Source organism: Sphingorhabdus sp. (assembly GCF_046154385.1).
Lineage (GTDB): Bacteria > Pseudomonadota > Alphaproteobacteria > Sphingomonadales > Sphingomonadaceae > Sphingorhabdus_B.
Map to the genome: position 1 here is coordinate 1 of NZ_JBJXFW010000010.1, position 25,897 is coordinate 25,897.

29 protein-coding genes, 1 tRNA gene and 1 pseudogene are annotated in these 25,897 nt (G+C 55.6%); 12 read left to right on the forward strand and 19 right to left on the reverse strand.

Features of this window, described 5'->3' with window-relative positions; genetic code table 11:
* Positions 1-267: 267 nt before the first annotated feature.
* Positions 268-1,299 (reverse strand): IS110 family transposase, encoded by a 1,032-nt coding sequence (locus tag ACKVOS_RS02560; RefSeq protein ID WP_409210457.1) that lies wholly within the window; start codon positions 1,297-1,299, stop codon positions 268-270.
* A gap of 80 nt (positions 1,300-1,379) precedes the next feature.
* On the opposite strand from ACKVOS_RS02560, the gene ACKVOS_RS02565 reads away from it, so the two are divergent.
* From ACKVOS_RS02565 to ACKVOS_RS02575, 3 genes are read left to right on the forward strand one after another with little or no spacing between them, the layout of a single operon-like run.
* Positions 1,380-1,634 (forward strand): DUF3489 domain-containing protein, encoded by a 255-nt coding sequence (locus ACKVOS_RS02565; RefSeq protein WP_409210458.1) that lies wholly within the window; start codon positions 1,380-1,382, stop codon positions 1,632-1,634.
* Positions 1,631-2,071 carry a DUF2924 domain-containing protein gene (locus ACKVOS_RS02570; protein ID WP_409210459.1) on the forward strand — a complete coding sequence of 147 codons (441 nt, stop codon included), beginning with the start codon at positions 1,631-1,633 and terminating at the stop codon, positions 2,069-2,071. The genes ACKVOS_RS02565 and ACKVOS_RS02570 overlap by 4 nt, the downstream gene beginning before the upstream one ends.
* A gap of 1 nt (position 2,072) precedes the next feature.
* The gene (locus ACKVOS_RS02575) at positions 2,073-3,761 is read left to right on the forward strand and encodes a recombinase family protein (protein WP_409210460.1); all 1,689 of its coding nucleotides are present in this window, start codon (positions 2,073-2,075) and stop codon (positions 3,759-3,761) included.
* 193 nt (positions 3,762-3,954) lie between these two features.
* On the opposite strand, the gene ACKVOS_RS02580 is transcribed toward ACKVOS_RS02575, so the two are convergent.
* Positions 3,955-4,031 (reverse strand) — tRNA-Arg (locus ACKVOS_RS02580).
* 60 nt (positions 4,032-4,091) lie between these two features.
* On the opposite strand from ACKVOS_RS02580, the gene ACKVOS_RS02585 reads away from it, so the two are divergent.
* Together ACKVOS_RS02585 and ACKVOS_RS02590 are read left to right on the forward strand one after the other, a co-directional pair.
* Positions 4,092-4,823, forward strand: a complete 732-nt coding sequence (locus ACKVOS_RS02585; RefSeq protein WP_409210461.1) for a queuosine precursor transporter — start codon at positions 4,092-4,094, stop codon at positions 4,821-4,823.
* Complete coding sequence (locus tag ACKVOS_RS02590; protein ID WP_409210462.1) at positions 4,820-5,227, forward strand: hypothetical protein; 408 nt, start codon at positions 4,820-4,822, stop codon at positions 5,225-5,227. The genes ACKVOS_RS02585 and ACKVOS_RS02590 overlap by 4 nt, the downstream gene beginning before the upstream one ends.
* Here the strand turns inward: ACKVOS_RS02590 and purQ are convergent.
* The 4 genes from purQ to purC form a co-directional block, all read right to left on the reverse strand.
* Positions 5,180-5,845, reverse strand: coding sequence for a phosphoribosylformylglycinamidine synthase subunit PurQ (gene purQ / locus ACKVOS_RS02595; protein ID WP_409210463.1), 666 nt, complete (start codon positions 5,843-5,845; stop codon positions 5,180-5,182). The genes ACKVOS_RS02590 and purQ overlap by 48 nt on opposite strands.
* The gene (gene purS / locus ACKVOS_RS02600) at positions 5,845-6,078 is read right to left on the reverse strand and encodes a phosphoribosylformylglycinamidine synthase subunit PurS (protein ID WP_409210464.1); all 234 of its coding nucleotides are present in this window, start codon (positions 6,076-6,078) and stop codon (positions 5,845-5,847) included. The genes purQ and purS overlap by 1 nt, the downstream gene beginning before the upstream one ends.
* A gap of 356 nt (positions 6,079-6,434) precedes the next feature.
* Entirely contained in the window at positions 6,435-9,299 is a 2,865-nt protein-coding gene (locus ACKVOS_RS02605; protein WP_409210465.1) for a M16 family metallopeptidase, read from the reverse strand.
* 30 nt (positions 9,300-9,329) lie between these two features.
* Complete coding sequence (gene purC, locus ACKVOS_RS02610) at positions 9,330-10,109, reverse strand: phosphoribosylaminoimidazolesuccinocarboxamide synthase (protein ID WP_409210466.1); 780 nt, start codon at positions 10,107-10,109, stop codon at positions 9,330-9,332.
* A 188-nt stretch (positions 10,110-10,297) separates the two neighbouring features.
* On the opposite strand from purC, the gene aat reads away from it, so the two are divergent.
* Entirely contained in the window at positions 10,298-11,035 is a 738-nt protein-coding gene (gene aat / locus ACKVOS_RS02615) for a leucyl/phenylalanyl-tRNA--protein transferase (RefSeq protein ID WP_409210507.1), read from the forward strand.
* 35 nt (positions 11,036-11,070) lie between these two features.
* Here the strand turns inward: aat and ACKVOS_RS02620 are convergent.
* The 11 genes and pseudogenes from ACKVOS_RS02620 to ACKVOS_RS02670 form a co-directional block, all read right to left on the reverse strand.
* Positions 11,071-11,487 (reverse strand): annotated as a pseudogene (locus ACKVOS_RS02620) (DUF2155 domain-containing protein); the annotation flags it as partial.
* Entirely contained in the window at positions 11,484-11,870 is a 387-nt protein-coding gene (locus tag ACKVOS_RS02625; protein WP_409210467.1) for an NADH:ubiquinone oxidoreductase subunit NDUFA12, read from the reverse strand. The gene ACKVOS_RS02625 and the pseudogene ACKVOS_RS02620, both read right to left, overlap by 4 nt.
* Positions 11,871-11,909: 39 nt before the next feature.
* Positions 11,910-12,404, reverse strand: a complete 495-nt coding sequence (locus tag ACKVOS_RS02630; RefSeq protein ID WP_409210468.1) for a DUF192 domain-containing protein — start codon at positions 12,402-12,404, stop codon at positions 11,910-11,912.
* A 14-nt stretch (positions 12,405-12,418) separates the two neighbouring features.
* Positions 12,419-13,102: a GIN domain-containing protein gene (locus ACKVOS_RS02635; RefSeq protein WP_409210469.1), complete on the reverse strand. Its 684-nt coding sequence runs from the start codon at positions 13,100-13,102 to the stop codon at positions 12,419-12,421.
* A gap of 29 nt (positions 13,103-13,131) precedes the next feature.
* A complete protein-coding gene (locus ACKVOS_RS02640) occupies positions 13,132-13,758 on the reverse strand; it encodes a class I SAM-dependent methyltransferase (RefSeq protein WP_409210470.1) in 627 nt (208 codons plus the stop codon).
* Entirely contained in the window at positions 13,755-14,504 is a 750-nt protein-coding gene (locus tag ACKVOS_RS02645; RefSeq protein WP_409210471.1) for a head GIN domain-containing protein, read from the reverse strand. The genes ACKVOS_RS02640 and ACKVOS_RS02645 overlap by 4 nt, the downstream gene beginning before the upstream one ends.
* A gap of 107 nt (positions 14,505-14,611) precedes the next feature.
* On the reverse strand, positions 14,612-15,139 hold the full coding sequence (locus ACKVOS_RS02650) for a CarD family transcriptional regulator (protein ID WP_409210472.1): 528 nt from the start codon (positions 15,137-15,139) through the stop codon (positions 14,612-14,614).
* 269 nt (positions 15,140-15,408) lie between these two features.
* Positions 15,409-15,687: an ETC complex I subunit gene (locus ACKVOS_RS02655; RefSeq protein WP_409210473.1), complete on the reverse strand. Its 279-nt coding sequence runs from the start codon at positions 15,685-15,687 to the stop codon at positions 15,409-15,411.
* A gap of 55 nt (positions 15,688-15,742) precedes the next feature.
* Positions 15,743-18,196 (reverse strand): ATP-dependent helicase HrpB, encoded by a 2,454-nt coding sequence (gene hrpB / locus ACKVOS_RS02660; RefSeq protein WP_409210474.1) that lies wholly within the window; start codon positions 18,194-18,196, stop codon positions 15,743-15,745.
* On the reverse strand, positions 18,181-18,369 hold the full coding sequence (locus tag ACKVOS_RS02665) for a hypothetical protein (protein WP_409210475.1): 189 nt from the start codon (positions 18,367-18,369) through the stop codon (positions 18,181-18,183). Before ACKVOS_RS02665 ends, hrpB begins: the two co-directional genes overlap by 16 nt.
* A 2-nt stretch (positions 18,370-18,371) precedes the next feature.
* The gene (locus ACKVOS_RS02670; RefSeq protein WP_409210476.1) at positions 18,372-19,385 is read right to left on the reverse strand and encodes a polyprenyl synthetase family protein; all 1,014 of its coding nucleotides are present in this window, start codon (positions 19,383-19,385) and stop codon (positions 18,372-18,374) included.
* A gap of 95 nt (positions 19,386-19,480) precedes the next feature.
* Here ACKVOS_RS02670 and ACKVOS_RS02675 point away from each other — a divergent pair, with 95 nt between their 5' ends.
* A complete protein-coding gene (locus ACKVOS_RS02675) occupies positions 19,481-19,768 on the forward strand; it encodes a chorismate mutase (RefSeq protein WP_409210477.1) in 288 nt (95 codons plus the stop codon).
* Positions 19,769-19,770: 2 nt separating this feature from the next.
* On the opposite strand, the gene ACKVOS_RS02680 is transcribed toward ACKVOS_RS02675, so the two are convergent.
* Entirely contained in the window at positions 19,771-20,253 is a 483-nt protein-coding gene (locus ACKVOS_RS02680) for a UPF0262 family protein (RefSeq protein WP_409210478.1), read from the reverse strand.
* A 148-nt stretch (positions 20,254-20,401) separates the two neighbouring features.
* Between ACKVOS_RS02680 and ACKVOS_RS02685 the strand changes: the two genes are divergently transcribed.
* A complete protein-coding gene (locus ACKVOS_RS02685) occupies positions 20,402-21,886 on the forward strand; it encodes a replicative DNA helicase (RefSeq protein WP_409210479.1) in 1,485 nt (494 codons plus the stop codon).
* A 167-nt stretch (positions 21,887-22,053) separates the two neighbouring features.
* Here the strand turns inward: ACKVOS_RS02685 and ubiG are convergent, their stop codons facing one another.
* On the reverse strand, positions 22,054-22,788 hold the full coding sequence (gene ubiG / locus ACKVOS_RS02690; RefSeq protein ID WP_409210480.1) for a bifunctional 2-polyprenyl-6-hydroxyphenol methylase/3-demethylubiquinol 3-O-methyltransferase UbiG: 735 nt from the start codon (positions 22,786-22,788) through the stop codon (positions 22,054-22,056).
* Positions 22,789-22,857: 69 nt separating this feature from the next.
* Between ubiG and ACKVOS_RS02695 the strand changes: the two genes are divergently transcribed.
* From ACKVOS_RS02695 to ACKVOS_RS02710, 4 genes are all read left to right on the forward strand, one after another.
* Positions 22,858-24,117, forward strand: a complete 1,260-nt coding sequence (locus tag ACKVOS_RS02695) for an aspartate kinase (protein WP_409210481.1) — start codon at positions 22,858-22,860, stop codon at positions 24,115-24,117.
* Positions 24,118-24,217: 100 nt separating this feature from the next.
* The gene (locus ACKVOS_RS02700; protein WP_409210482.1) at positions 24,218-24,481 is read left to right on the forward strand and encodes an AbrB/MazE/SpoVT family DNA-binding domain-containing protein; all 264 of its coding nucleotides are present in this window, start codon (positions 24,218-24,220) and stop codon (positions 24,479-24,481) included.
* Positions 24,482-24,484: 3 nt separating this feature from the next.
* Positions 24,485-24,877, forward strand: coding sequence for a PIN domain-containing protein (locus ACKVOS_RS02705; RefSeq protein ID WP_409210483.1), 393 nt, complete (start codon positions 24,485-24,487; stop codon positions 24,875-24,877).
* Positions 24,874-25,872, forward strand: coding sequence for an NAD(P)H-dependent flavin oxidoreductase (locus tag ACKVOS_RS02710; RefSeq protein ID WP_409210484.1), 999 nt, complete (start codon positions 24,874-24,876; stop codon positions 25,870-25,872). Before ACKVOS_RS02705 ends, ACKVOS_RS02710 begins: the two co-directional genes overlap by 4 nt.
* The last annotated feature ends 25 nt before the right edge of the window (positions 25,873-25,897 follow it).

Consider the following 25,897-nt stretch of genomic DNA (forward strand, 5'->3'; position numbering starts at 1 on the left):
GGAGAACCATCTGTGGACGCCCGAAGAAACGCAAGCATAAAATTGAGTCTGTTACGTAGTCGGATGCTGCCATCTGTCCGGCCTGTTTGTGCGGTATTTTCACCGCTGGCCTGTATGGGAGTTCGCGGACCAGATCCAAATCACCCAATGCGTGCTTTGAAGCACTTTGGTTCTCACTGGTTCTTCCAGCCCCGTCTCGCCGACTGTTGTGCCATACTCTCCTTCGACCGCCTACGTTTCCGACGACCTCTGATCGGCGACCCTGGCCTAGGCCGTGATCGAGACCGGAGCTCTATAATCTTGCCCACTGGTCAGCAGCGCCCAGACGGTGCGGGCCATCTTGTTGGCATGTGCAACTGTAACCAACATGCGCGGCTTGCAAGCCAGCATCCGTTCGAGCCACGAGCCAGCGGGTGCGCCGCGCCGACTGGTGTGCATTACAACCGAACTGCTGCCGATGACCAAAAGGCGCCGCAGCGTGCGTTCTCCCATTTTCGACGTTCGGCCCAACCGAGTCTTGCCACCGGTAGACTTCTGAAGTGGGGTGAGGCCGAGCCAGGCGGCAAAGTCACGGCCTCGCCGGAAAGTCTCCGCTGGGGGAGCCAATGCCGCTATTGCGGTTGCGGCTATGGGGCCGATGCCCGGGATCGTCATAAGCCTTCGGCAAACTTCGTCTTCACGTGCACGAATGCCGATCTCTTTATCCAGTTCGGCAATCTTGTGGCCAAGGTGCTCTATCGTGTCGAGCATCACTTTCAACATCGCCTGCGCGTCTGGCGGAACCGAAGTTCCCATATCGCCATCGAGCACATTGCTGAGTTGCGCCATATGCGATGGTCCTTTTGGTGCGACCCAGCCATACTCGGCAAGATGACCGCGGACCGCGTTTGTCATCTGCGTGCGTTGGCGCACGAATATATCACGCGTGCGAAAAATGAGAGCTGCCGCCTGCTGATTCTCGCTTTTGACACTTACGAACCGCATGTTCGGACGCTGCACCGCCTCGCAAATTGCTTCCGCATCCGTGGCATCATTCTTCTGCCTCTTCACGAAGGGTTTGACATAAGCAGGTGGGATCAGTCGAACCTCATGGCCCAGCCCCATAAACTCGCGTGCCCAGTGATGCGCTCCTCCGCAAGCCTCCATAGCAATCAGACACTTAGGCTGAGACTTCATAAATTTAAGCAATGCGCCGCGACTGATCCTCCGGCTGTAAATCTGATTTCCCGCGCTGTCGGCGCCGTGCGCATGAAATACGTTCTTCGCAATATCCAAGCCGATTATCTTAACATCACTCATCCTAACCTCCCATCCATAGGTGCAAAATGACCCCTCGCTTACCACACAAATGCCGTCAGGGGGCGTCCACCCCATCACCCATGACAAAAACGTCAGCCGCTAAACCGGCTGCCCTATCTGCAAAGCCGGAAACAAGAACCAAGAGCCAGCTAGTTATCGATCTACTGTCACGCGAGGACGGTGCGACGCTCGAAGAGATGTCAAAGGTTGCCGGTTGGCTCCCTCATTCGACGCGATCTTTCATGACCGGCCTGAAGAAAAAGGGCCATGTCATTAAGAGTGATAAGATCGATGGCGTCCGCCGCTATCGAATTGTATCTAGCGGAGGCGCATGATGGCGCGCTCCGTTAAGCTTGATTCCGAACTGAAATCACTAGCGACGTTGTCGCCGGTGCAACTCAGACAATCGTGGTTAGTCCTATCCGGCATAAATCTACCACATGCCTCACCGAGCCTGCTGCGGCATATGATAGCGCAGCGACTGCAAGAAAAGACTCTGGGCAAGCTACCAACGTATATTGAGCGCGAACTCGATAGACTTGGCGGAAACAACGATGCAACCGCGTCAACATTACCCCGACGCGGCCCTATATTGCCCGGAACACGGTTCGTTCGCGAATGGAACGGGAAGACCATCGCTGTTACGGCGACCGAAGGCGGATTCGAATGGGATGGTGAAACCTTTCGCTCGCTGTCCGAAATCGCCCGCGCTGTTACCGGCGCACATTGGTCAGGCCCAAGATTCTTCGGCCTGACAGCGAAGGCGGCCTAATATGGACCGAACAAAGAAGCTGGTCCGCTGTGCGATCTACACCCGCAAATCCACCGAGGACGGTCTCGAGCAAGAGTACAATAGCCTCGATGCGCAATATGATGCGTGCACAGCCTATGCTCTAAGCCAGCGGCACGAAGGCTGGACTGTAACCAAAGACCGCTATGATGATGGCGGGTTCTCGGGCGGTACGTTGGAACGTCCAGGTCTCACGCGGTTGTTGGCCGACATCGAGTCAGGCAAAGTCGATATCATCCTGCTCTATAAGATCGACCGACTTACCCGCTCACTGTCTGACTTTGCCAAAATCGTTGAAATCCTCGACCGCAAGGGCGCAAGCTTTGTGTCGATCACCCAATCGTTCAATACTACTACCAGCATGGGCAGGTTGACCCTCAACATGCTCTTGTCCTTTGCCCAGTTCGAACGTGAGGTTACCGGCGAGCGCATCCGCGACAAAATCTACGCATCCAAACGCAAGGGCATCTGGATGGGCGGACCAGTTCCGCTGGGCTACGACGTTGTGGAGCGCAAACTGGTCGTTAACGAGCCAGAAGCCGAACAGGTCCGCAATATCGTGCATCTTTATCTGACAGCAAGCTCGGTTCCCGAGTTGGTCGAGATTTTGGCCCGGACCGGCAGCTTCACCAAAGTCCAACAGCGCAAAGATGGCGGCACTAAGGGTGGGGTCCACTTCAAGCGCGGCAATTTGTACCACCTCCTGTCGAACCGCATTTATCGCGGCATGACAGTCCATAAGGGCGAAGCCTTTGAAGGCGAGCATGAAGCAATAGTGACCGAAGAATTGTGGAATCAGGTCCAAGCAAGGCTTGCAAAGCAAGGGCAGGGTGGCAGTTCGCGCAAGGTCAGTCCCCGAACCGGCGTATTGGCAGGCCTCATATTTGATGGCGAGAGCAGGCCAATGGCCCTTACCCACACCCAGAAAGGCAATCGCAGGTTCCACTATTACGCGAACCGTTATGAAACCCTTGGTGACTCAACGGCATCACGCGTTAGCGCGCGGGATATCGAGAACATTGTTGTCGATCAGCTTTCGCAAACACTAGCTTCCGGCAACAAGGTGCAGAGATTGCTGTTGGACGGCTCATATACAAGTGAACAGCTGCACAATGTAATCTCACGGTGCAGCAAGCTGGCGACCGAACTAGGCGCTGCCAAGTATGCCCGGAAACAGGAAGTCATTCGAAACGTGCTGGACCGTATCGAACTGCACGAGAACCGCGTTGTTATCCGGATGGACAATCGCGGCTTGCTGCACATTGTTAGAGCCGACAGTTCGGTCCAACCCTCACACACAAATCTGATGATTGAGCGTCAGGCGATCAGGCTGCGACGGGGAAAAGCACTACGACTAATCATCCCGGCACCAACATCGGAAAGCGATATCCAAATGCGCGATGAAAAACTCATCGCACTGATCGCCGAGTCTCGTACAATTATGGCGCAGATCATTGAAAGCCCGGATAAATCGATCCCCACTCTTGCTTCGGAGCAGGGCCGATGCCGCGTTCGTATGATGAACGTTGCAAAGCTCGTCTGCCTCGCGCCCGAAATTGTCACTGCAATTGTCGAAGGACGTCAGCCCTTTAAACTCACACCAGGCAAGCTACTTGCGGCCGAGCTTCCGCTTGCCTGGGCCGAACAGAAGCGCGTACTCGGATTCGGCTGACCCCTCGCACATTCCAACAGAAGTCTGTTTTTTGGGCCCCTGAGACGGGGCCTATATTTTTGGCAAACTGTCTCAAATCAGAGACTGATTTGGCTTCTGTTTGAATTTTGCACCCGCCAAAGCGCGCGGAAGTCCGCCGCTTTCGCAGTGATGCATCAAAAGTCTCTGGATAACTGTGATTTTAAGGACTGCGTGGCGCGCCCTACAGGAGTCGAACCTGTGGCCTCAAGATTAGAAGTCTCGCGCTCTATCCAGCTGAGCTAAGGGCGCGCGCTGGGGAGGGCAATAACCACTTTGCGTGCGCCTGCAAAGCTGCTTATGACGACAAATATGCAAGACACCCCAATTATTACCGAAAGCGCCAGTGCTTCGACCGGTCGCCACTTTCGATATTATGATTTTGTCATGGCGGCGTTTGTCGCTGTGTTGTTGCTGTCCAACGTGATCGGTGCGGCCAAGCCGGCTGCTCTTACACTTGGCGGGGAACAATGGGTTTTTGGTGCCGGAATTTTATTTTTCCCCCTCGGCTATGTGATCGGTGATGTTTTAACCGAAGTATATGGATATGCCCGCGCGCGTCGGGTGATTTGGGCCGGATTCGTCGGTCTGATTTTCATGGCATTCATGAGTTGGGTCGTCGTTGCCCTGCCACCCGCATCCGGTTGGGAAGGGCAGGCGGCCTATGAAGCGGTTTTTGGTCAGGTCTGGCGGATAGTGGCGGCATCGATAACCGCTTTTTGGGCAGGCGAATTCGTCAATAGCTATGTCATGGCAAGGATGAAAATCTGGACCGCTGGCAGGCATTTATGGACACGGACTATTGGCTCCACAATTGTTGGCCAAGGGGTGGATAGCGTGATTTTCTATCCGCTTGCCTTTTGGGGCGTGTGGTCGAACGAACAAGTTATTATTGTCATGATAACCAACTGGCTTTTGAAAGTGGGTTGGGAAGTGGTGCTTACTCCGGTCACCTATCTGGTGGTCGGATGGTTGAAAAATAAAGAGGGCGTCGATATTTTTGACGAGGACACTGATTTCTCCCCTTTCAAGACGAAAATATGATGCAGGATATCTTACAGAAATTGGCTGATCAATGGATTGGCTATAAAATTTGGCTGATCGATTTTGTCGGCTTAACCAATGATGCGATGCACATTCATGGTTCGATTATGATCTTATTCGTTTCGGCCATACTGCTTCGACGCCGACCGGATAGTTTGTGGTGCTGGTTGATCGTGTTGATCGCCGAATTGTTTAACGAATTTGCCGACTTTCATGGCGTGGCGCCAGCCGAGGCTACGATCGATGCCGCGGTGCATGATCTGTATAATACAATGTTTTGGCCAACGGTTATTCTGGTACTGGGCCGCTTTTTGTTTCCACCGCAAAGGAAGCAGCGCGAAACCAAGCCGGATGTTTCACGCGATCTGGCGGATGAGGCCTTCAAAGAGCCTGCGGCCGTCTGATCCACCTTGTAGCGTTTCAATCATCCGTTCCGGGTGAGGCATCATGCCAAGAACATTTCCTGAATCATTTAGAATCCCTGCAATATTGCGCGCTGAACCGTTGACGGATTCTGCGTAGCGAAATGCAATACGACCGTCGCTTTCAAGACGGTTCAGCGTTTCATCATCGGCAAAGTAATTGCCATCATGATGGGCGACAGGACATGTGATTGACTGGCCGGATTCATATTGATTTGTAAAAATCGATTGGTTGTTTTCGACCGTCAATTGCACATTCCGGCAGACAAACCGGATGCCCGCGTTCCGCATCAATGCGCCCGGCAAAAGACCCGCCTCTGTAAGTATCTGGAAGCCATTACAAACGCCCAATACGGGCACGCCGCGATGCGCGGCTGCAAAAACAGCCTGCATAATCGGCGACCGCGCCGCCATTGCGCCTGAACGCAGATAATCGCCATATGAAAAGCCACCTGGAATCGCTATGAGGTCAAGATTTTCCGGCAACTCCGTTTCGCGGTGCCACATTATGTGCGTATCGGCACCGGTTATCTGGCGTATTGCCACCGCCATGTCGCGGTCACAATTTGAGCCGGGAAATTGAATGACGGCCGCGCGCATCAGACGGCCTGTTCAATCTCGAAATTTTCGATGACCATATTGGCGAGTAACTTGGTGCACATCGCTTCTATATCGGTTGCCGACAGGCCTGGCTCATGTTCGATTTCGAAAAGCCGGCCCGCGCGGACATCATTTACGCCGGAAAAACCGAGACTTTCGATAGCGTGATGAATCGCTTTGCCTTGCGGATCAAGCACGCCATTTTTTAAGGTAACGAAGACGCGGGTTTTCATGGCACTCACCTGTGTTGCTTGTCTTGCGCTTTCTATAGAAGGCACGCAAATTGAAACAAGGGGGCAGGTGCCCGATAACCAGATTTTAACCATGATAGGCAATGCTGTATTGAGGGTATTGGGTTTAAGCGCATTCACCACAATTGGTTTGTGGATGTGATTGTGCCGATCGGAGGGACCTATGGTTGGATTGGCAACCGCGATGTTTATAGGGCTGTTCGCGTTCGGGCATGAAATGCTCGGCTGGAGCGGTGTGCCCAATGATGAGGTCCAACTGGGATTGTTTATTGCGTTTATTCTGGGGATTGTCTGCGGTTATAAAACCCGCGGGTAGGGCTGTGCTGTCCACAACCTATTTAGTTGTTCATCTTCTGAGAGTTAACCGCACTTTTATCGACCAATTCGTCGGGTAAAGCCCGAAATGTAAACGGCGCCGGCTGGCCGAGCCACATTTTTGCCAATTGCCATAAATCGTCCGCTGTTATCGCCTTGAATAGACTCTCGCTTTTGCGAAACCGGTCCAGCCTCTCCGGTTTCGTTTGTGCGATTGAGGCGATACCGATCCAGGTAGCATTTTGCTTTTTCCAATCGGCATAACTCTCCAGCACTGGTTTGCGAGCCCGATCAAAGAGGTCGGATTCGGCCGGCTTTGCCAGAATTTCAGCTATGATTGCGTCAACTGTAGCTTCGATTACAAGAATATCTTTGGGGTCGCCGCTTGTCCCGATGGTGAAAGTTCCCCGGCCCGGATATACACTCGACATAAAAGAACTGGCGCCGCCGCCATAGGTCGCCCCCAATTTTTCGCGTAACTCGTCGGTCAGCCGCAAAGTGATAACCCGCGCGAGCAAATCCAAGCCTTGGCTTGTCTTCTGGTCACTGTCGTCAGTCGTGGTCCATATTCTACGCCAACCCAATTGGTTGGCTTCTCCTTTATGGGGCAAGTCGAACTTGCCGTTGGCCTTGCTCCATGCCGTTTTACGTTGGTCGCTATAGCCATTTTTATCGGAATTGCGCTGGGGCAAGGCACCAAATGTGCGCGCAACGCTCTCAATTGCCGCATTTTCATCAACGTCACCCACGAGCGCGATTTCCAACGGGTTTTTTGTCAAGGCGTCGCCCAAGATCGACTTGAGAGAAACAAAGTCGAGGGCTTTCATTGTCTCTAGAGGCGCAATGTTAAAGCGCGGATCATTGTCCGTCATGATCTTGATCGAGGATACACCCAATACCGAACCTGGCGTTGCATCGAGGCGTGCGTAAAATTCGGGCAAAGGCCGTTGAAACAGACGCAGCGCTTTGTCCGAGTAACCGGGATATTTTGTAAATGCTGCCATTACCTGCAATTGGCGTTCGAGGTCGGCCGGCGCAATGGTACCGGAACTCCCAAAATATTCATCGGCTACACTTAAGCTTGCGGAAACTGTTGTCCCGGCCAACAACGAACGCAAATCCTCTATGTCATGCGCTTCAAGTCCACCTGAGACAAAAGCGCCGGACATCAGCGCGGCCAGCGCAGCATTGTCCTTACCGAAATGTAATTCGCCGCCATCGATCCGCAGCGAATATCGCAGTCTGTTATCTTCAAAATCCGTTTTTTTGATATTGAGCAGAACACCGTTGGCAAATTTCAGGGTTCGGATCCCGAGGTCAGAAATCATATTATCGCTGACCACAATGCCCGCCGCACCAAAGTCAGTATAGGCGAATATCTGCTCTTTGCGCGCCACCGGCGGCGTGACAGCCACGTTGCGGCTTGCCGTAAACTCGGCGAGCAGTTGATCGCGTGTAAATCCGTCGCCATTTTTGGTGGTGTAAAATATGATGGGTTGTTCCAGCTTGCCGAACCATTTGGAAAAATTGCTGTCGATTGCCGTCTTCGTCATGAACGGCCGCAGCTGTCGCCACAGCAAGAGGCGATAAGCGGCGGAATTCAAAACATCATCGTTTAGCCCGGCCAGATCGTTCGCAAATGCAACACTGGGTTTGGTCGGTTCGCTTTTCGCAGCATTTTCAAAAGCAGAATCAAGCCGCTTTAGTTGTTCGTCGACTTCAATTTCGCTGAAGCCAAATTGGGTGGCCTGTCGGACAATCTGTTCGGCAAAGGGCAGCAATTCGCGCCAGCTTCCATCTTTTCCGGATGCACCAAAACCGATGCGCGCATATTGGTCACAAAAGCCGATTTCAAAACTTGTTCCGCCTCCCAGAAACGCGACATCATTCTCCCGCGACTTGCGGCTCATCCTTTGGGAGATGATAGAGGACGCAATCTGCATTTTCAGGTCCAGCAACGCACGGTCAACTGTATCGGGACGGCGTTGGTCCGGAATGAATTGCTGAATGTTGATGGCTTCCCCGATTTTTGGATGCACAAAAAAGCTGCTTGCTCCGCTTCGGTTGATGTCGATGGTGCAGGTATCAAAATCAGGTAAGGCCGAGCTTTCATTTTCCCAATTGGCGAATTTGCGAACTATTTCCCGTTCGATTGCCGCAACATCGACCGGGCCAACGATGATTATTCTGGTGCGGTCAGGCCGATACCATTTTTTGTAGAGTGCGCGCATCCGTTCGGCAGGTGCGGTTTCCAGAATGTCCTGTTGTCCAATCGGATAACGTGTCGCGTAATATGTTCCGGGATAGAAAAGGTCATTGGCGGCACGCGCACTTTGAAAACCATAATTTTCCCGCTCGCGCTTTTCAGCGATGACGATGCCTCGTTCTCTATCAACTGCGTTGGCATTGAAAAGGACTTCACTGGCCGTTTCGCGCATCAGAAAGAGTGCGCGCTCGATTAAAGATGGATCAGCACGCGGCAGGTCGAGCTTGTATTGCGTCTGGGTATATCCAGTGGACGCATTGGTGTCAGCGCCAAAAGAAAGCCCGAGCCGTTCGAGCATCTTGACCATTTCGCCTTCGGGCACATGCGTCGTGCCGTTAAAGGCCATATGTTCGATAAAATGGGCGAGCCCTTGTTCGTCATCGGCCTCGGCAGCTGATCCAAAGTCAATCGCCATCCTGACAATCACCTGATTCTCGGGCCGTTGATTTGGGCGGATTGCATAACGCAACCCGTTGGAAAGCCTTCCATAAATAATGCTTGGATCGGGCTCCAGATTAGACGTTTCGGCATTCCAAGCGGCAGTCCGTTCCGCCCCTTCAGGTGCCTTTTCCGATGCCGCCGACAAAGGGGGGGCAATGATCAGCAAAGCTGATAGCGCCAACCCCCAAATTCCGCACTTTAACACCCCGGCTTATTTACCCTTGCGAAGGCGATGGCTGACCATGTCGAGAACAGCGCCTTCATTTTCATCAGGCATCAGTCCCAAGCGGCGGGCCACTTCCTGATATGCTTCGGCCTCTCCCCCCAAATCGCGGCGGAACCGGTCTTTATCAAGTTTTTCGCCGGTTTCGATATCCCATAAGCGGCAGCCATCGGGGCTGATTTCATCCGCCAGGATAATCCGTGAAAAATCGCCATCGAACAATCGGCCAAATTCAAGTTTGAAATCGATAAGCCGGATGCCAATCGCTGCGAACATCCCGCACATGAAATCGTTGATCCTGATGGCCATCGAACTGATGTCCTGCATCTCTTCCTGTGTCGCCCATCCGAAGCAGGCGATATGTTCCTCGGCAACCAGAGGATCTCCCAAGGCGTCATCTTTGTAGCAATATTCAAGCAGGGTATGTGGCAAAGGCGTGCCTTCTTCGATGCCAAGCCGCTTCGACAATGACCCTGCGGCGACATTCCGCACGATAACTTCAATAGGAACAATTTCCACCTGACGGACCAATTGTTCACGCATGTTGAGCCGACGGATGAAATGGGTCGGGATGCCAATATGCGACAAACGGGTAAAAACATGTTCTGAAACGCGATTGTTTATGACACCCTTTCCCGCAATCGTCCCCTTTTTCTGGGCATTAAATGCGGTAGCATCATCCTTGAAATACTGGATAAGCGTGCCCGGTTCAGGACCTTCATAAAGGATCTTGGCCTTGCCTTCATAGATTTTGCGACGGCGGGTCATATTTGGTCCCTGACTTATCTAGAAATGATACGCCCCGGCAGCGAAGGTCCTTCGCGGACTCAACGCAGCCGGGGCTGATTTTGCTGCTATAATCCATTGCAAGCGCCGGTGCAATTCGAGATAGGATGTTGGGCTTCAATGCCAAGCTATAAAGGATCCGCTTTTTGCCCATCGACCTCGATTTGCTGATGCGGGCTTACGCCAGCGGTATATTTCCGATGTCGGATGCGCGGGACGATCCCGACACATTCTGGATCGAGCCCGAGCAAAGGGCCATATTGCCCTTGAATGGTTTCAAATTGTCAAAATCATTGGCCAAAACAATCCGGCAACAGCGATTTACGGTAACCGCTGATGCAGCTTTTGCGCGCGTCATTGCAACGTGCGCCGAGTCGCGAGATGATCGCCGGGATACTTGGATTAACCCCGATATTGAAAATGCGTTTTGTGAACTACACCGTCGCGGCCATGCGCATAGCATTGAATGCTGGGTGGGTGAAGAGTTGGTTGGCGGACTTTACGGTATGGCGATGGGTCGGGCATTTTTTGGTGAGAGCATGTTTTCGCGCGCAACCGACGCTTCAAAGGTCGCTTTGGCTTGGCTTGTAGCGCGTCTAAAAATTGGGGGTTTTGCATTACTCGATTGCCAATTTATTACTGACCATTTGCAAAGCTTGGGCGCAATCGAAATCAGTCAGGTCGATTATCTTGTGCTTTTGGAAGAAGCGCTCGGGCGTGACTTTCAGGTTTCTGTAGTATTTTCAGAATCGCCTGCTGCATCAGCCGGAGCTTCGGGAGCGGGTGATTGGGGTGCGCTAGATGGCTTTTTGGCTTCTGGTGCAGCGACCGCATCGGTTGATTTTTCTTCGACTTCGTCCTCCTCCCCGGGAAAACTCATTTTGCAGGCCTTGACCCAGACATCGTAGATCGGGTGTTCAACAACATTTGCGGCCGGATTTTCCTTGAACAGCCAGCCTGAGAAAACCTGACGCCAACGCTCGGCCTGTGTTGTGCCTGGTGGACGTTCATTGATTATGAGTTGAACGAATGCCCCCTCATCCGGGTGCGTTTCCCACGGGGCCGTTTTTTCGCAAGCACGTAGGCGCACTACGACCTTGCCGAATCTGATCGCTTCACCTGGCTTCAGTTCGATGTCACGGGTCTGTCCATTGCGCTTGTTCAGCATTCCCAAAATGGCAACACGTTCGGCCATCGGGGTGCCCAATGTTTTGCCGGCTGAGATCGTTATTTTGTCCCGCGTTGTTTGTGCTTTTCCGGATTTAACCGGCGCCAACGTAGCCTCATTCGGATTTTGCGATCCACAAGCGGCGACCATTGCCAGCAATGGCACCAGCATTAGACCGCGAAGCAGAGTCATAATGCGTCGGGACTCCACGCCTCATAATCGCCGGTTGCCCGGGCACGACGCCCGCCATGTTCGATCGCCCCGCTTGGACGATAGGCACCGTCGGTACCCGTCAGGTTCGGAACAGGGGCCGTTTCAAAGCCGCGCACAGGTGGCAAATAACTTTCAGGTGCCCCGTCGTGGGTCCCGTGCAGCCAACCATGCCAGTCGGGCGAGACGCGGCTTGCGTCATTTGCACCGTTATAGATCACCCAGCGGCGCTTGCCATCAGCGGATTGATAATAGGTGTTTCCGGCATCATCTTGCCCAACCGGCTTGCCTTTGCGCCAGCTATAGAAGGATGTGCCAATGGTGGCACCGTCCCACCACGTGAAGATTTTTCCGAGGATTCCCATGGATGAGCGATTAGGGCGAAGCGGGCGCGTGTGCAATCCCTATTTGGATCGCCACGTCACCCTGTCGCCAGCCTTTATGCCAAGTTCGGAAGTCAATCCCCCCCGCAATTCGAGGACGGATATGACAGGTTCACCAGCGCTCACCGGCTCTGTCGAATAAGGTACAGTGTTTTCCGCAATGCTTTCGATTGTTCCATTTTCGCGGATGAAGATTATGTCGAGTGGAATGACGGTATTCTTCATCCAGAAACTCGCAACCTTCGGTTCTGGAAATGGGAAAATCATACCAGTATTATCCGGTAACTCGGTCCGGAACATCAAACCTTTGGCCTGTTCCATCGAACTGCGGGCAATTTCGACCGTAAATATCTGTTTCTTTGTGCCGCTTTCGATACACAATGTTGTTTGTGACAGCCCCGCTGTCGATGGCGCCAATTCATTGCCCGAACCACACCCATTGGCCACGCTTCCGCCATTGGCTGGCAAATTGCATGCCGATATTGCCAAAGCCAAAATCAAACTGCTAAACTTCATAAATTCTTCGCACTTCATTTTCCTGAACCCGTGTCAATTTTGGCACAATTGATGGCCGCCGCACCAGCCTGTTTTATAAAACATGTGCCTTTGCCGCTTATGCTGATCTTACCGGAACCGCGGTTGTAGATATCGGTTCCTTCCTCAACGGTTGCGGTAGAAACAGCATTGCCGATATGTTCAAGGCGCAGCTTTCGCATCGATACTTTCTCTGCTCCGAACGCGCCCGATCCATCGATTGTAACCCGCGCACCGCTGATGTTACCGCCACCCAAAAGGATTTTGCCGTTACCAATGATATTAGCGGTTAACTGGTCAACGGCCAATTTCCCAATTTCGATTGAACCATTTCCGGATAGCAATATGCGCGAGAGGTTTTGTTGCCGCACTTCGGATATAGTGAGCACGCCATTCCCGCTCAAGGTGATGTCTTTGATTTCCGGTGTTGTGAGCTTCAGCCTCAAGGGTGCGACGATCGGAACGCCGCGATTGTTGTTGATTATATCCTGTAACCGAACGCGCAATGTCGTGCCAACCCGCTCCAGCTTTAGGGATTCCAGCACACGTTTGTCCCCATTGGCAATTGCCGAGGGCGATTTACCGGTGACGATGGTGACTTCAATGTCGCCGATCACCACGATATTTTCAAAGCTGGCTACCAATAATTTGCGTTCAATCGGCTTGTTGATTTGTGCCATGGACGCACTGCAAACAAGTATGATTGATATCAAGAAGCCAATCGCGCCTCGCCCCATTCGACCCAGCCCAGCCATCGCGGTGTCCTTTTCATATACTGACCTTGCGTCGCATCAGTCACAAAGCCTGCGGCTGATATGGCGCTTGTTACGGGACGGGTCAAATGACAACCGCCTGCGATATGCTTCCATAAGGGTTCGACTCGCTCCTGCCATTTGGCCGGTGCCGAATCCGGCGCAAGACCATGTTCGGCAAATAGCAACTTGCCACCAGGTTTTAGCACACGTTTCGCCTCCGATAGCGCCATTTGGGGGTCTTGTACGGAGCACAGCGTGAAGGTGGTGACGACCGTATCAAAGCTATCATTTGCAAAAGGTAATGCTTCGGCAATGCCGGTGATGAACTTTGCACTCCGCCCTTGTTCCGCAAGTTCGGCTTGTGCACGTTCAAGCAACTCTGCCGAAGGATCTACGCCAGACAGAGTGCGAACCTTGTACCAATCATAAAATTGCAAATTGGCAGCCCCGCCACAGCCCAGTTCGAGCACATCTCCGGTCGCTTGCGGAATAATCTTGGCGCGATTCTTCGTAATGGCAGGCTGACGACAGGCGCAGCCGATAAGTCGGGGAACGACGTGCCGGTCCCAAAAGCCGTTCACGGGCACGTTACCTTGCCTGAGCCCATTTTGGAGGTTGTGCATTTTGCTCCGCCTGTCACATCAACATCGCCGCTACCTGCGATGCTAATTTCCACTGTACCTGTGGCGTTCAGTTTCAGGTCACCCGATCCGGCGATGGACACTTCGGCATCGGTAGTCGCCAGCTTGGCTGCATCAACAGTACCTGCGCCAGCGATGGAAAATTCTGCTTTGTCAACTTTCCCCGCCAGTGTTGCTTCGCCCGAACCGGCGATGCTGACGTCGATCCTTCGACCGGTAAGCGCTCCAACTTTAATGCTGCCAGACCCGGCAATCGACAGGTCAAGGCCATCAGCCGTCATGGTGTCTGCGATAAAGTCACCTGATCCTGCTATTTCGGCTTTGTCGAGCAACGGCGCCGTAATAGTAATATTGGCTGCTTTGGCACTGTCGCCGAACCATGTGCCTTTGGTGCGCCCAATGCGCAGAGAGCCATCATCCAGTTTATAACGCAAGGTGGCCAAGGCTTCGTCATTCCCCTCTGCCTTGATACTGAAAGTGTCACCGACGACGTAGATGATATTGTCCGGCCCAACACCTTCGATTTCGGTAAACGTGCCAATTTTTGTGAGGGATTTACTAATTTGGCTGCCGTTGGCTAGGCCGTTATCAGAGCCGGAGATATCCTCTGCTGCATCCATGATTGAATAGCCGCAGGCCGAAATTATTGACACGGCTGAAGCTACAAGCAGTAGTTTTATTTTCATGATCCACTCCATCTGTATTGTGTTTATAATACACTAAAATAGCTGGAATTCAACAAAAAAAGGGGTGCCGTTTCCAGCACCCCCTCAGATTTCCGGTAAGGAAATTCTTATTCCGCTTTTTCGTAATATTGTGGAGCGGCTTCATTAAGAACCGCCAGGATTTTCTGCAGCGCCGCCTTTTCATCGGTCTTTTCCATGGCCGCCAGTTCGCGGGCCAAACGGCTCGATGCGGCTTCGAAGATCTGGCGTTCCGAATAGCTTTGCTCGGGCTGGTCGTCGGGCCGGAACAGGTCGCGTGTCACCTCGGCAATCGAAACCAGATCGCCGGAGTTGATCTTGGCTTCATATTCCTGTGCACGGCGCGACCACATGGTGCGCTTGACCTTTGGCTTGCCGGTCAGCGTGTACATGGCTTCTTTCAAGGTCTTGTCAGACGAAAGCTTACGCATTCCGACGCCTTCGGCCTTGTTAAAGGGCACGCGCAGGGTCATTTTTTCTTTTTCGAAACGCAGAACATAAAGCTGAAGCTGCATTCCTGCGATTTCGGAGTCTTGCAGCTCAATCACGCGGCCTACGCCGTGCTTTGGATAAACTACATAATCACCTACATCAAATATCGCCGCGTTGGACGTCATGTTCGGACCCTTTCTGATTTTTCGGGATGCATTGGCTTTGCCGGCAACACTGGGTTACCCATAAGACTTATCTGTTCATCCCTTGCGCTAGTCGTTTGCAAGGCCCCATAGCCTATACAACTCTTGACCGTTTCCGGCCTGCGAACACGGAGTGTAACAGATTCGCAATAAAATTTCAATGCCTGCTTTACCGGGTGTTAATAAGGCGAACTGGCCCGTGTTACCAGACGATGAACCGAATTCAGAATGCGCTAAAACCGCAAGTTCGCTTATCTAAAATTATCCGCATAAGCCTGAATTTTCAGAGTCTTCGGTGGCGACGGGATAAGTGTGGCCGTTATGCCTTTCTTCGCGGCATATGCGCGGGCGGCTTCCAATGACGGGAATTTCAATTGCACTTGCGCCTGCGTGTCACCTGATCCGGCCCATCCCATAAGCGGGTCTGCCTTGCGCGCTTCGGTCGGGGTGTATTCCAGCATCCATTGGTCAGTCTGTGCTTTGCCGGACTGCATGGCGTTTTTACTGCGCTGATAGATACGTGCGGACATAGCCAATTCCTGATTGAAAATCTGGATTTGCCTTGCGCCAAATAGGGCGGATTCGTCAAGCGCTGCGTGCTTGGGCCTTTTTGGTTTTCAGGCTGGCGACGCTTTCCCACGGGGCATCGGGCCAATTATGCTTGGGATAGCGTCCCCGCATCTCCTTGGCGACATCGCGCCAACTGCCCCGCCAGAATTCGGGTAGGTTGCGCGTGGTCTGGATCGGGCGGCCTGCGGGCGAGGTCAGGCTGAGCACCAGAGGCAGGCGTTCGATGCCGATGCACGGATGCGTGTCCAGCCCGAACAGTGCCTGCACCCGTAACTCCACCGTCGGTCCGGCCTCGGCGGCATAGTCGACCGGATGGGTGGTGCCGGCGGGGCTGGTGAAATGGGCGGGGGCGAGGCGTTCGACCTGTTGCTTGCTGTCCCAGCCGAGCAGGGTGTCGAGTGCATCGGACAGCGCCTGTTTCGAGATATCCCGCAACCGCGCCGCGCCGTTCAGGCAAGGGGGCAGCCACTGGTCGAGCGTCTCCAGCACGCTTGCGTCGGACAGTTCATCATGTCCGGCAAAGGCGGCACGTTGGCGCAGGGCGATGGCGGCATCGGACCAGGGCAGCGCGGCAATGCCGCATTGGCGCACCGCCGACAGCAGCGCCCCGGCCAGCACGGCCTCGTCCGCCTTGGCGACGTTTGCCTCGCGCAGCACAATCGCGCCGAGCCTTTGCCGTTGCCGGATTTCGACACGGTCGTTGGCGGCGTCGTAGCGGGTTTCGGTCTTTGTCTCCAAACGGTCGGCAAACAGGTCCAGCACCTCTGCCTCGCTGAGGGCGGCGGCGGACAATATGCGCGCGCCGGATGCCGCACCTTGCAGGTCGGCGACGGCGAGCCATTCGGCCTGCGCCAGCGGCGACAGCGGGTCGAGGCGCAGGCCCCGGCCCAATGCGCTGATCCAGTTCTCGCCCTTGGCATCACGGCGTTTGGCGATGCGTTCGGGATAGGCCAGCGCGACCAGTGCGCCGACCGACAGCGGAGCTTGGGTGCCGCCTTCGCCCGCCATCTTGCCGATCCGTCGGGCGAGCGCCTTGGCGGCGTCGGTGCGGCCACCCTTGTCGCGGCCGAAGCGTTCGTGGCGGCTTTCCAGATCCTCACTTTGCCCGCCAAGCCCGCGCTCCTGCAGCAGCAATGCGAGCTCTGCGGCGGTGTCTGCCTGCCCATGCGCGGCGGAGCGCAGGACCATATGGGCCAGTTGCGGCGGCAGCGGCAGGGTGGCGAGCTTTTGGCCATGTGGTGTTATACTGCCATTCTCGTTGAGCGCGTCGATGGCAAACAGCGCTTTGCGCGCTTCGTTCAGCGCCGAGGCGGGCGGCGCGTCGAGCCAGCGCAGGCGGGTGGGATCGCCCTCCCCCCATAAGGCGCAATCTAGCAGCAGCGGTGCGAGGTCGCTTTCCAATATTTCCGGCGGGTCAAAGGGCGGAAGGCCGCCATTGCTCGCCTCCTCCCAAAGGCGATAGGCGACGCCCGCCCCCTGCCGCGCGGCGCGGCCTGCGCGTTGGGTGGCGGCGGACAGGCTGGCGCGTTCGGTGACCAGCCGCGTCACCCGCGCCGCCCGGTCAAAGCGCGCGCGGCGGGCAAGGCCGCTGTCCACGACGATGCGGACGCCATCGATGGTGAGGCTGGTCTCCGCGATGTTGGTGGCAAGGATGATCTTGCGGCGGCCTTCCGGATCGGGCCGGACCGCCTGCCGCTGCGCTGCGGGGTCGACCTGCCCGTGCAGTTTGTGAACGACGATGCTGTCCGGCATCCCGGCCAGCGCCTCGGCCGTGCGGTCGATCTCGCGGGTGCCGGGCAGGAAGGCGAGCAGATCGCCGCTCTCCTCACCTAGCGCCTGCCGGATGGTGCGGGCGATGTCGGTCTCGACCGGCTGGCTGACCTGCCGCCCGACATAGCGCAGCTCCAGCGGCCAGCTTCGCCCTTCGCTTTCAATGACCGGCGCGCCGTCCATCAGCGCGGAGAAGCGCGCGCCGTCGAGCGTCGCGGACATCGCGATCAGCCGCAGGTCGGGCCGGAACGCCCCCTGCACCTCCAGCGCCAGCGCGAGGCCGAAATCGCTGTCGATGCTGCGTTCGTGCACCTCGTCGAACAGCACGGCGGATATGCCCGCGAGTTCGGGGTCGGCGATGATTCGGTTGCGGAAGATGCCCTCGGTCAACACCAATATGCGCGTCGCGTCGGACTGTTTGCTGTCCATGCGCGTCGCATAGCCGACGAGGCCGCCCACCTGCTCCCCCATCAGCTCCGCGATCCGCTCCGCCGCCATGCGGGCCGCGAGACGGCGCGGGGACAGGAGAAGGATTTTGCCGCTGCAATATGGCTGGTCCAGCAGGCGCGGCGCAACCATCGTGGTCTTGCCCGCACCCGGCGGGGCAATTAGAACGGCATTGGGCTGTAAGGCCAGAGTGGCAAGCAAATCCGGCAAGACAGCGTCCACCGGCAATCCCGCATTCAAAGGTCGACCCATTCCCTGCCGCCCGGCCAGATGATGTCCTCGATCTTGTCCCCGGCAAAGGTCAGCGCCGACAGGACGAGCAAAATCAGCAGCAGATCCAGCACCAAGACCGACGCCATAACCACATAGGGATGGAACGGACCGATGCGATCAAATCCGTCCGACAGGGGTTCGCGTTGATCCACGGTTAATAAGCGCGGGCGATGGCGAATTCGACCGCCTCGATCAACGCCGCCTTGGCTTCACTACCCGGGAAATGGGCGATGGAATCGATAGCGCGCTGGCCATAGTGACGGGCGCGGTCGATGGTGTCGTCAATGGCGTCATGGGCGCGCAAAAGGCTCGTCGCGTGCACCAGATCTTCGTCGGACACGCGGTTGCCCAGCATCGCATCATGCCAGAATTTCTTCTCCTCCGCCGAACCCCGGCTGTGCGCCAGAATGACCGGCAGGGTCACCTTGCCGTCGCGGAAATCGTCGCCGATATCCTTGCCCATCGTCGCGCCGTCGGACACATAGTCAATGGCGTCGTCGACCAGCTGGAACGCTATGCCAAGATTGCGGCCATAGGCGTCGAGCGCCATTTCCTGCGCCTCGCCGCTTTCGGCCACAACCGCCGCAATCCGGCACGCCGCCGCAAACAGGGCAGCGGTCTTCGAACCGATAATGTCGAGATATTTTTCTTCGGTCGTCGTTATCTGCCGCTGCGCCGTCAACTGGTTGACCTCACCTTCCGCAATCACCGCCGACGCGTGCGAGAGGATTTTCAGAACCTTGAGCGATCCGTCCTCGACCATCAATTCAAAGGACCGGCTGAACAGGAAATCGCCGACCAGAACGGCGGCAGGATTGCCGAAAATCAGGTTCGCCGCCGTCTTGCCCCGGCGCATATCGCTGCCATCAACGACATCGTCATGCAGCAGCGTCGCGGTATGGATAAACTCCACCGCCGCTGCCAGCTTATGGTGCCGGTCGCCTGGATAATCGAGCAAGCGCGCGCAGGCCAAGGTCAGCATCGGCCGCATCCGCTTGCCACCGCCTGCGATCAGATGCCCGGCCAATTCGGGGATCAAGGGGATTTCCGACTGCATCCGGTCGAGGATGACCGCATTTACCTTGTTCATTTCGGGCGCGACGAGTTTCAGGATGGGATCCAGCGAAGGTGCGCGGTGTCCGCCGATTTGGTGAATGATAGCTGTCATAACGCTTCCGCTCTGGCAAGCCGGAGGCAGCAAGGCAAGTGCAAATGGGGCTTTTATACTTGTTCTTCGCCGTCAATGTCGGCAGATGAAGGCCTATGGACCATGCAGACACCTTAAAGAGTTATCGGGATAGCATTGACAATATCGATGCTGCATTGGTGTTCATGCTGGCGGAACGGTTCAAGATCACGCAAGCGGTTGGCGAATTCAAGGCCAAGTCTGCCTTGCCACCCGCTGATCCGGCGCGCGAGGAACGGCAAATCGAACGGTTGCGCCAATTGGCCCGCGATGCGAAGCTTGATCCCGACTTTACCGAGAAATTCCTGCGCTTCATCATCGATGAGGTAATCCGCCACCACCAGCAAATCCGCGATGGAGCCTGAATTCACCCCTTGATATGCAGAACGCAAATCAGGGTGAACAGCCGGCGTGCAGTCGCGAAATCGACTTCGACTTTGCCCTCAAGCCTCTCCATCAATATCTCGGCGGCTTCATTGTGAACGCCGCGACGGGCCATGTCAATGGTTTCGATTTCGGCAGCGCTGGCTTTGCGAATGGCTTGATAATAGCTGTCGCAGATCGCAAAATAATCTTTGACCACGCGGCGGAAACGGCCAAGCCCCAGGATCAGGACCTCGAACGGGCTGCCGTCTTCGCGGCGGATATCCCAGATAAGACGACCCTCTTCCACACTTAGATGCAATTGGTAGGGCCCTGCATAGCCGTCGCCAAAATCGCGTAACGGTTTGAAAATATTGTCTTCGATCAAATCGAATATCGCAACGCGTCGTTCTTGCTCGATATCGGCATTGCGCCGCAGGATCGTGGCCTCGTCCAGTTCTACTTTGATGATGCGCGCTTCGCTCATATTGCTGTGTTAGCTTGTGATAATTTTGGGGCAAGTGAATCCTCCCGACCGCGCGTTTGCCTCGCGGAAAAAATTTGTCCACAGTCCTGTCCCCCATTCTATTTTTGGAGGGCCTTGCGCATGGGCTTGTGCTAAAGGATAGGGCGGTATGGCCGAACCGATTAGACTTGCTGCTGTTAACGAAGCTGAACCCCAACGCTTGCCCCGCAATATCGAAGCGGAGGCCGCGTTTCTGGGCGCGATCCTGATCGATAACCGCATCATCGAAGATGTGTCGATCAAGTTGCAGCCTGACCACTTCTTTGAACCGCTCCACGGCCGTATTTTTGAACAGATATTGCGCCTGATCGACCGGAATATGCTGGTGACACCAGTCACGCTGAAGCCTTTTTTCGAGGCGGACGAGGCGATGCGGGAATTGGGCGGTCCGGGCTATCTCATTAAGCTAACGGCCGATGGCGCCGGCCTAATCGGTGCACGTGACTTTGCACAGCAGATTTACGATCTGGCTTTATTGCGGGAACTTGTGACGGTCGGACGCACCCTTGTCGACAATGCCCTCGACACTAGCGAAAGCGTCGATCCCAAGGGCCAGATAGAAGCTGCGGAAAGCGCGTTGTACAAGGTTGCCGAAGGTGAGGGCGAAACAGGCTCGATGAAAAGCTTTTTGGCTGCATCGACCGAAGCCATCAAAAATGTGGAAAAGGCATTGCAGTCCGGCGGGCATCTTTCGGGTGTGACCACCGGCCTCGACAGCATCAACGCCAAATGCGGCGGTTTGCACAACAGCGACCTTGTGATTCTCGCCGGACGTCCGGGCATGGGCAAGACCTCGCTTGCGACCAACATTGCGTTCAACGCCGCGCGCCGCTGGATCCGGGAACGCGAAGACGGGATCGAAGAGGCCAAGGGGGCAGGGGCCAAGGTCGCCTTTTTCAGCCTCGAAATGTCCGCCGACCAGTTGGCGACACGTATTTTGGCCGAACAGTCGGGTATCAGCTCCGAACTGCTGCGCATGGGTAAAATCTCGCGCGAAGATTTCCGTGAATTGTCGCGTGCGAGCCGTGAATTGCAGGAACTGCCGCTTTTTATCGACGATACGCCTGCGCTGACCATTGCGGCGTTGCGGACGCGTGCGCGGCGGTTGCAGCGGCGGCATGGCATTGGCCTTATCGTGGTCGACTATCTGCAGCTGCTGCAAGGATCGAGCCGCGCCAACGATAACCGCGTCAACGAAATTTCGGAAATCAGCCGTGGTCTGAAGACGCTCGCCAAGGAGCTCGGCGTGCCGGTTATTGCGCTTTCGCAGCTGAGCCGTGCCGTGGAGCAGCGTGAAGACAAAAGGCCAATGCTGTCAGACTTGCGCGAATCTGGTTCGATTGAACAGGACGCGGACATGGTCTGGTTTGTGTTCCGCGAAGATTATTATGAGTTGATGAAAAAGCCCGATGAAGGCACGCCTGCATTCGACGCCTGGAACGAAAAAATGGAGAGAATCCACGGGGTTGCAGAGCTTATCGTTTCGAAGCAGCGGCATGGCTCGACCGGACGGGTGCGGATGAAGTTCGAGGCGAAGATCACGCGCTTTAGCGATCTTGCCGACGACCAATATGCCGATGCGGGGTATGATTAAAAGACTGTCCCTCTCCCCTTGGGAGAGGATACGTAGCCTTAGCGCTTGCGCTTAGGCGCAGTTGGTGAGGGACTGCGCCCTATCGACAGCGCACAACCCCTCACCCAGCTTCGACTAATTCGCTTCGCTCATAAGTCTGCGCAACCCTCTCCCAATGGGAGAGGGGTTTAGGCAACTTTGGCCGACAATATATAGTTGAGCGCCTTATTATCGCTGAGATGCAGTCCGCTCAGCGGTGAAAAGGCGATCCCGCGCATTTCCGAAACTTCCAGACCAGCTTCGTGCAGCAGCCCGGTCAGTTCTTCTGGCGTCAGGAACTGGTCCCAATCATGCGTGCCGCGCGGGACCTGGCCCAGACGTTCTGCCGCCTCGACCAGAAACAGGCGCGACGCCGCCGTGCGGTTGGGGGTCGACAGCAGGAGCAGGCCGTCGGGTTTCAGATGGCGTGCCAATTCGGCGATGAAGGCGGCGGGGTCGGTGACATGTTCGATCACCTCCATCGAGGAGACGACATCAAATGTGCCCAAGCCTTGTGCCGCAATTTCGCCGGCGCGATAGTCGATGCTAAGGCCGGATAGCGCAGCATGGGCCTTGGCGGCCTCGACATTTTCTGGTGCCGCGTCGACGCCGGTGACGGCCGCGCCCATGCGGGCAAGGGGTTCGCACAGCAAGCCAGCGCCACAACCAACGTCCAGCGCGCTCTTGCCCGCGAGCGGTGTCCGTGTCTTGCCATCGCCGCCGAAATGGGCGTCAATGGCATTGCGGATAAAGCCCAGCCGCACCGGGTTCAGCTTGTGCAGCATCGCCGAACTGCCCTTCGGGTCCCACCAGTCCGCTGCCAGTGCGCCGAAATGTGCCGCTTCGGCGGCGTTTATTGTCGTTGCGGTGCTTGCCTTTGTCATATCCTGTCCCTATCAGGGCGCCCGATTGTAATATAGCGACTTTGTAAGGTTGGGAATCAGAGCCCTAGTATGGCGCGCATTGTAATGAAATTTGGCGGCACGTCTATGGCCGGAACCGAACGTATCCGCCGCGTTGCCCAGCTCGTCAAGCGGCAAGCCGAACGCGGGGACGAGGTGGCTGTGGTCGTCTCGGCCATGGCGGGCGATACCGACCGGCTCGTGAATTTTTGCCGTGAAGCCAATGCGCTTTACGATCCGGCGGAATATGATGTGGTGGTTGCGGCGGGCGAACAGATTACGTCTGGCCTGTTGGCGATTACGTTGCAGGCCCTGGGTTGTAATGCGCGAAGCTGGCTTGGTTGGCAGATGCCGATCCACACCGACGACGCCCATGCCAAGGCACGCATTGGCTCGATCGACACCGACGAATTGCTGGCGTCGATGGGCACAGGCTGCATCGCGGTCATCCCGGGCTTTCAGGGGCTGACCGATAACAACCGCGTCACAACCCTAGGACGCGGCGGGTCAGATACGTCGGCGGTTGCGGTCGCCGCGGCGGTCAAGGCGGACCGGTGCGATATCTATACCGACGTCGACGGCGTCTACACCACCGACCCCCGCATCGTCGCCCGCGCGCGCAAGCTGAAGGCGGTGACCTATGAAGAAATGCTCGAACTGGCCTCGGTCGGGTCGAAGGTTTTGCAAACCCGTTCGGTTGGCCTTGCGATGAAAGAAGGTGTGCGCGTGCAGGTGCTATCCTCCTTCATCGACGAAAACGCCCCCGACGCAGACAGCATCCCCGGCACGATGATCGTGACCGACGAAGAATTGGAGAATGCCCAAGTGGAACGCCAGCTGATCACCGGCATCGCCGCCGACAAGAATGAGGCGAAAATCACCCTGACCCGCGTCCCCGACCGTCCCGGCGCGGTGGCGCACATCTTTGCGCCGCTTGCCGACGCGAATATCAACGTCGACATGATCATCCAGAATGTCGGCCGCGACAAGGGCGAGACGGACGTGACCTTCACCTGTCCGCAGGCGGATCTTGCCCGCTGCACCGACATATTGGAAAACCAGCGCGATGCCATCGGCTACAACCGCCTGATCCCCGACACCAAGGTCGCCAAGATCTCCGTCGTCGGCGTCGGTATGAAGAGCCACGCCGGCGTCGCCTCCACCATGTTCAGCAGCCTTGCCGACCGCAAGATCAACATCCAGGCGATCTCGACATCGGAAATCAAGGTCTCCGTGCTGATCGACGAGGACGAGACCGAACTCGCCGTGCGTGTGTTGCACACGGCTTATGGGCTGGATGCCGATCGTTGAAGCTGCGCGGCATAAAATATGCAATCAAAAGACATCCCAGGCTAAAGCAACCAGCGTTGTTCGATTTGACTTAAGCTGGTATATCCGGTATATACATAATATGAATGCCTCCACTAAAATCAGCGCTTTCAAAAGCGGGAACAGTGTGGCTGTGCGCTTACCCAAGGCTTTTGGTGTGAAGCCCGGCGATGAATTCGAATTGATCCAGCGGGGAGGTAAGCTTGAATTGCGACCGATCCTCGATCCTGAATATGAAAAAGCGCAAGTTACGGAACTGGTTCGGCGCTTACGTGCTTTAGGCCCGGTGAAAAATCCGGAGCCTCGTGAACCTATCGAGTTTCCTGATCGTCTCGGACTTTATTGAAAATTGGCTTTTTTGCTCGACACGAATATCGTCGTGCATATGCGCGAGCGAAACGAGAACATCCTGACCCGTTTCAGCGAACTGAGTGTGCAGCCCCATATTTCTGTGGTGACGCGGGTCGAGTTGGAAAGTGGCGTATATAGCCACCCAGAATGGACTGACTCTCGCCGCGAGGCAGTGGATGAGCTTCTGGCAATGTTACCGACATTAAATTTCATGTCCTCAATGGCCGATGCATATGGAGAGATTCTGAGGCAAACCGGATTTTCCCGACGCAAAATAATCGACCGCATGATCGCAGCCACAGCTTTGGTCGCTGACCTTACTCTCATCACTATTAATGGCGATGATTTCGAAGACATTGACGGACTGAAATTGGAAATTTGGAAACCATGACAAAACTAACACATCTCATGCAACGCGGTACCGAATTTCTGGGGTGCGAGGTTGCCATCATGTGCGGCGCGATGTCCTGGGTTTCGGAGCGTAATCTGGTATCCGCTATTTCCAATGCGGGTGGTTTTGGGGTCATTGCATGCGGGGCGATGACGCCGGAATTGCTCGACGCGGAAATTGCCGCGACAAAGGCAATGACGGCCAAGCCTTTTGGCGTGAACCTGATCACCATGCATCCGCAGATCATGGATTTGATCGCTGTGTGTGCCCAGCATAATGTCAGCCATGTGGTTCTCGCCGGTGGCCTGCCGCCCAAGGGCAGTATCGAGGCAATAAAAGACTTTGGCGCCAAGGTAATCTGCTTTGCGCCAGCACTGACGCTCGCCAAGAAATTTGCGCGATCCGGTGTGGATGCGTTGGTTATCGAGGGCAGCGAGGCTGGTGGGCATATCGGGCCGGTGGCGACCTCCGTTTTGGCGCAGGAAATTTTGCCTGAACTCGGTGAGCAATTGCCGATTTTTGTGGCGGGAGGAATTGCCCGGGGCGGGTTGATCGCCAGTTACCTTGAAATGGGCGCGAGTGGCGTCCAACTGGGCACCAGATTTGTATGCGCCCATGAAAGTATTGCACATCCGAATTTCAAGGCGGCTTTTCTGCGTGCCAATGCCCGTGATGCGGTGGCAAGCGTACAGATTGACCCGCGCCTGCCGGTTATTCCGGTACGTGCGCTGAAGAACAAGGGCACTGAAGAATTCACGAAAAAGCAGGTTGAAGTGGCGGCTATGCTTGACCGGGGCGAAATTGATATGGAAGCGGCCCAATTGGAAATCGAGAAATATTGGGCAGGGGCCTTACGGCGTGCGGTTATCGACGGCGATGTCGAATATGGGTCGGTCATGGCGGGGCAATCGGTGGGCATGGTCCATGTCGAACGGCCGGTGGTTGATATTATCGCCAAGCTGGTCACAGAAGCGGAAGAAGCCTTGGCACGATAAGGCCATCCGTGCGTCAGGGCGGCAC

Excerpts from the sequence above, each read along its gene's own strand:
- ACKVOS_RS02700 (WP_409210482.1), top strand. The coding sequence starts at position 24,218 with ATGAATGCCTCCACTAAAATCAGCGCTTTCAAAAGCGGGAACAGTGTG.
- purS (WP_409210464.1), bottom strand. The coding sequence starts at position 6,078 with ATGAAAACCCGCGTCTTCGTTACCTTAAAAAATGGCGTGCTTGATCCG.
- ACKVOS_RS02570 (WP_409210459.1), top strand. The coding sequence starts at position 1,631 with ATGATGGCGCGCTCCGTTAAGCTTGATTCCGAACTGAAATCACTAGCG.
- ACKVOS_RS02630 (WP_409210468.1), bottom strand. The coding sequence starts at position 12,404 with ATGAAGTTTAGCAGTTTGATTTTGGCTTTGGCAATATCGGCATGCAAT.
- purQ (WP_409210463.1), bottom strand. The coding sequence starts at position 5,845 with ATGCGCGCGGCCGTCATTCAATTTCCCGGCTCAAATTGTGACCGCGAC.
- ACKVOS_RS02590 (WP_409210462.1), top strand. The coding sequence starts at position 4,820 with ATGATGCAGGATATCTTACAGAAATTGGCTGATCAATGGATTGGCTAT.
- ACKVOS_RS02635 (WP_409210469.1), bottom strand. The coding sequence starts at position 13,102 with ATGGCACAAATCAACAAGCCGATTGAACGCAAATTATTGGTAGCCAGC.
- ACKVOS_RS02710 (WP_409210484.1), top strand. The coding sequence starts at position 24,874 with ATGACAAAACTAACACATCTCATGCAACGCGGTACCGAATTTCTGGGG.
- ACKVOS_RS02670 (WP_409210476.1), bottom strand. The coding sequence starts at position 19,385 with ATGACAGCTATCATTCACCAAATCGGCGGACACCGCGCACCTTCGCTG.
- aat (WP_409210507.1), top strand. The coding sequence starts at position 10,298 with ATGCGGGCTTACGCCAGCGGTATATTTCCGATGTCGGATGCGCGGGAC.
- ACKVOS_RS02575 (WP_409210460.1), top strand. The coding sequence starts at position 2,073 with ATGGACCGAACAAAGAAGCTGGTCCGCTGTGCGATCTACACCCGCAAA.
- ACKVOS_RS02655 (WP_409210473.1), bottom strand. The coding sequence starts at position 15,687 with ATGTCCGCACGTATCTATCAGCGCAGTAAAAACGCCATGCAGTCCGGC.
- ACKVOS_RS02645 (WP_409210471.1), bottom strand. The coding sequence starts at position 14,504 with ATGAAAATAAAACTACTGCTTGTAGCTTCAGCCGTGTCAATAATTTCG.
- ACKVOS_RS02675 (WP_409210477.1), top strand. The coding sequence starts at position 19,481 with ATGGACCATGCAGACACCTTAAAGAGTTATCGGGATAGCATTGACAAT.
- ACKVOS_RS02685 (WP_409210479.1), top strand. The coding sequence starts at position 20,402 with ATGGCCGAACCGATTAGACTTGCTGCTGTTAACGAAGCTGAACCCCAA.
- ubiG (WP_409210480.1), bottom strand. The coding sequence starts at position 22,788 with ATGACAAAGGCAAGCACCGCAACGACAATAAACGCCGCCGAAGCGGCA.
- ACKVOS_RS02695 (WP_409210481.1), top strand. The coding sequence starts at position 22,858 with ATGGCGCGCATTGTAATGAAATTTGGCGGCACGTCTATGGCCGGAACC.
- ACKVOS_RS02680 (WP_409210478.1), bottom strand. The coding sequence starts at position 20,253 with ATGAGCGAAGCGCGCATCATCAAAGTAGAACTGGACGAGGCCACGATC.
- ACKVOS_RS02585 (WP_409210461.1), top strand. The coding sequence starts at position 4,092 with ATGCAAGACACCCCAATTATTACCGAAAGCGCCAGTGCTTCGACCGGT.
- hrpB (WP_409210474.1), bottom strand. The coding sequence starts at position 18,196 with ATGGGTCGACCTTTGAATGCGGGATTGCCGGTGGACGCTGTCTTGCCG.
- ACKVOS_RS02625 (WP_409210467.1), bottom strand. The coding sequence starts at position 11,870 with ATGGGAATCCTCGGAAAAATCTTCACGTGGTGGGACGGTGCCACCATT.
- ACKVOS_RS02565 (WP_409210458.1), top strand. The coding sequence starts at position 1,380 with ATGACAAAAACGTCAGCCGCTAAACCGGCTGCCCTATCTGCAAAGCCG.
- purC (WP_409210466.1), bottom strand. The coding sequence starts at position 10,109 with ATGACCCGCCGTCGCAAAATCTATGAAGGCAAGGCCAAGATCCTTTAT.
- ACKVOS_RS02560 (WP_409210457.1), bottom strand. The coding sequence starts at position 1,299 with ATGAGTGATGTTAAGATAATCGGCTTGGATATTGCGAAGAACGTATTT.
- ACKVOS_RS02650 (WP_409210472.1), bottom strand. The coding sequence starts at position 15,139 with ATGACGTCCAACGCGGCGATATTTGATGTAGGTGATTATGTAGTTTAT.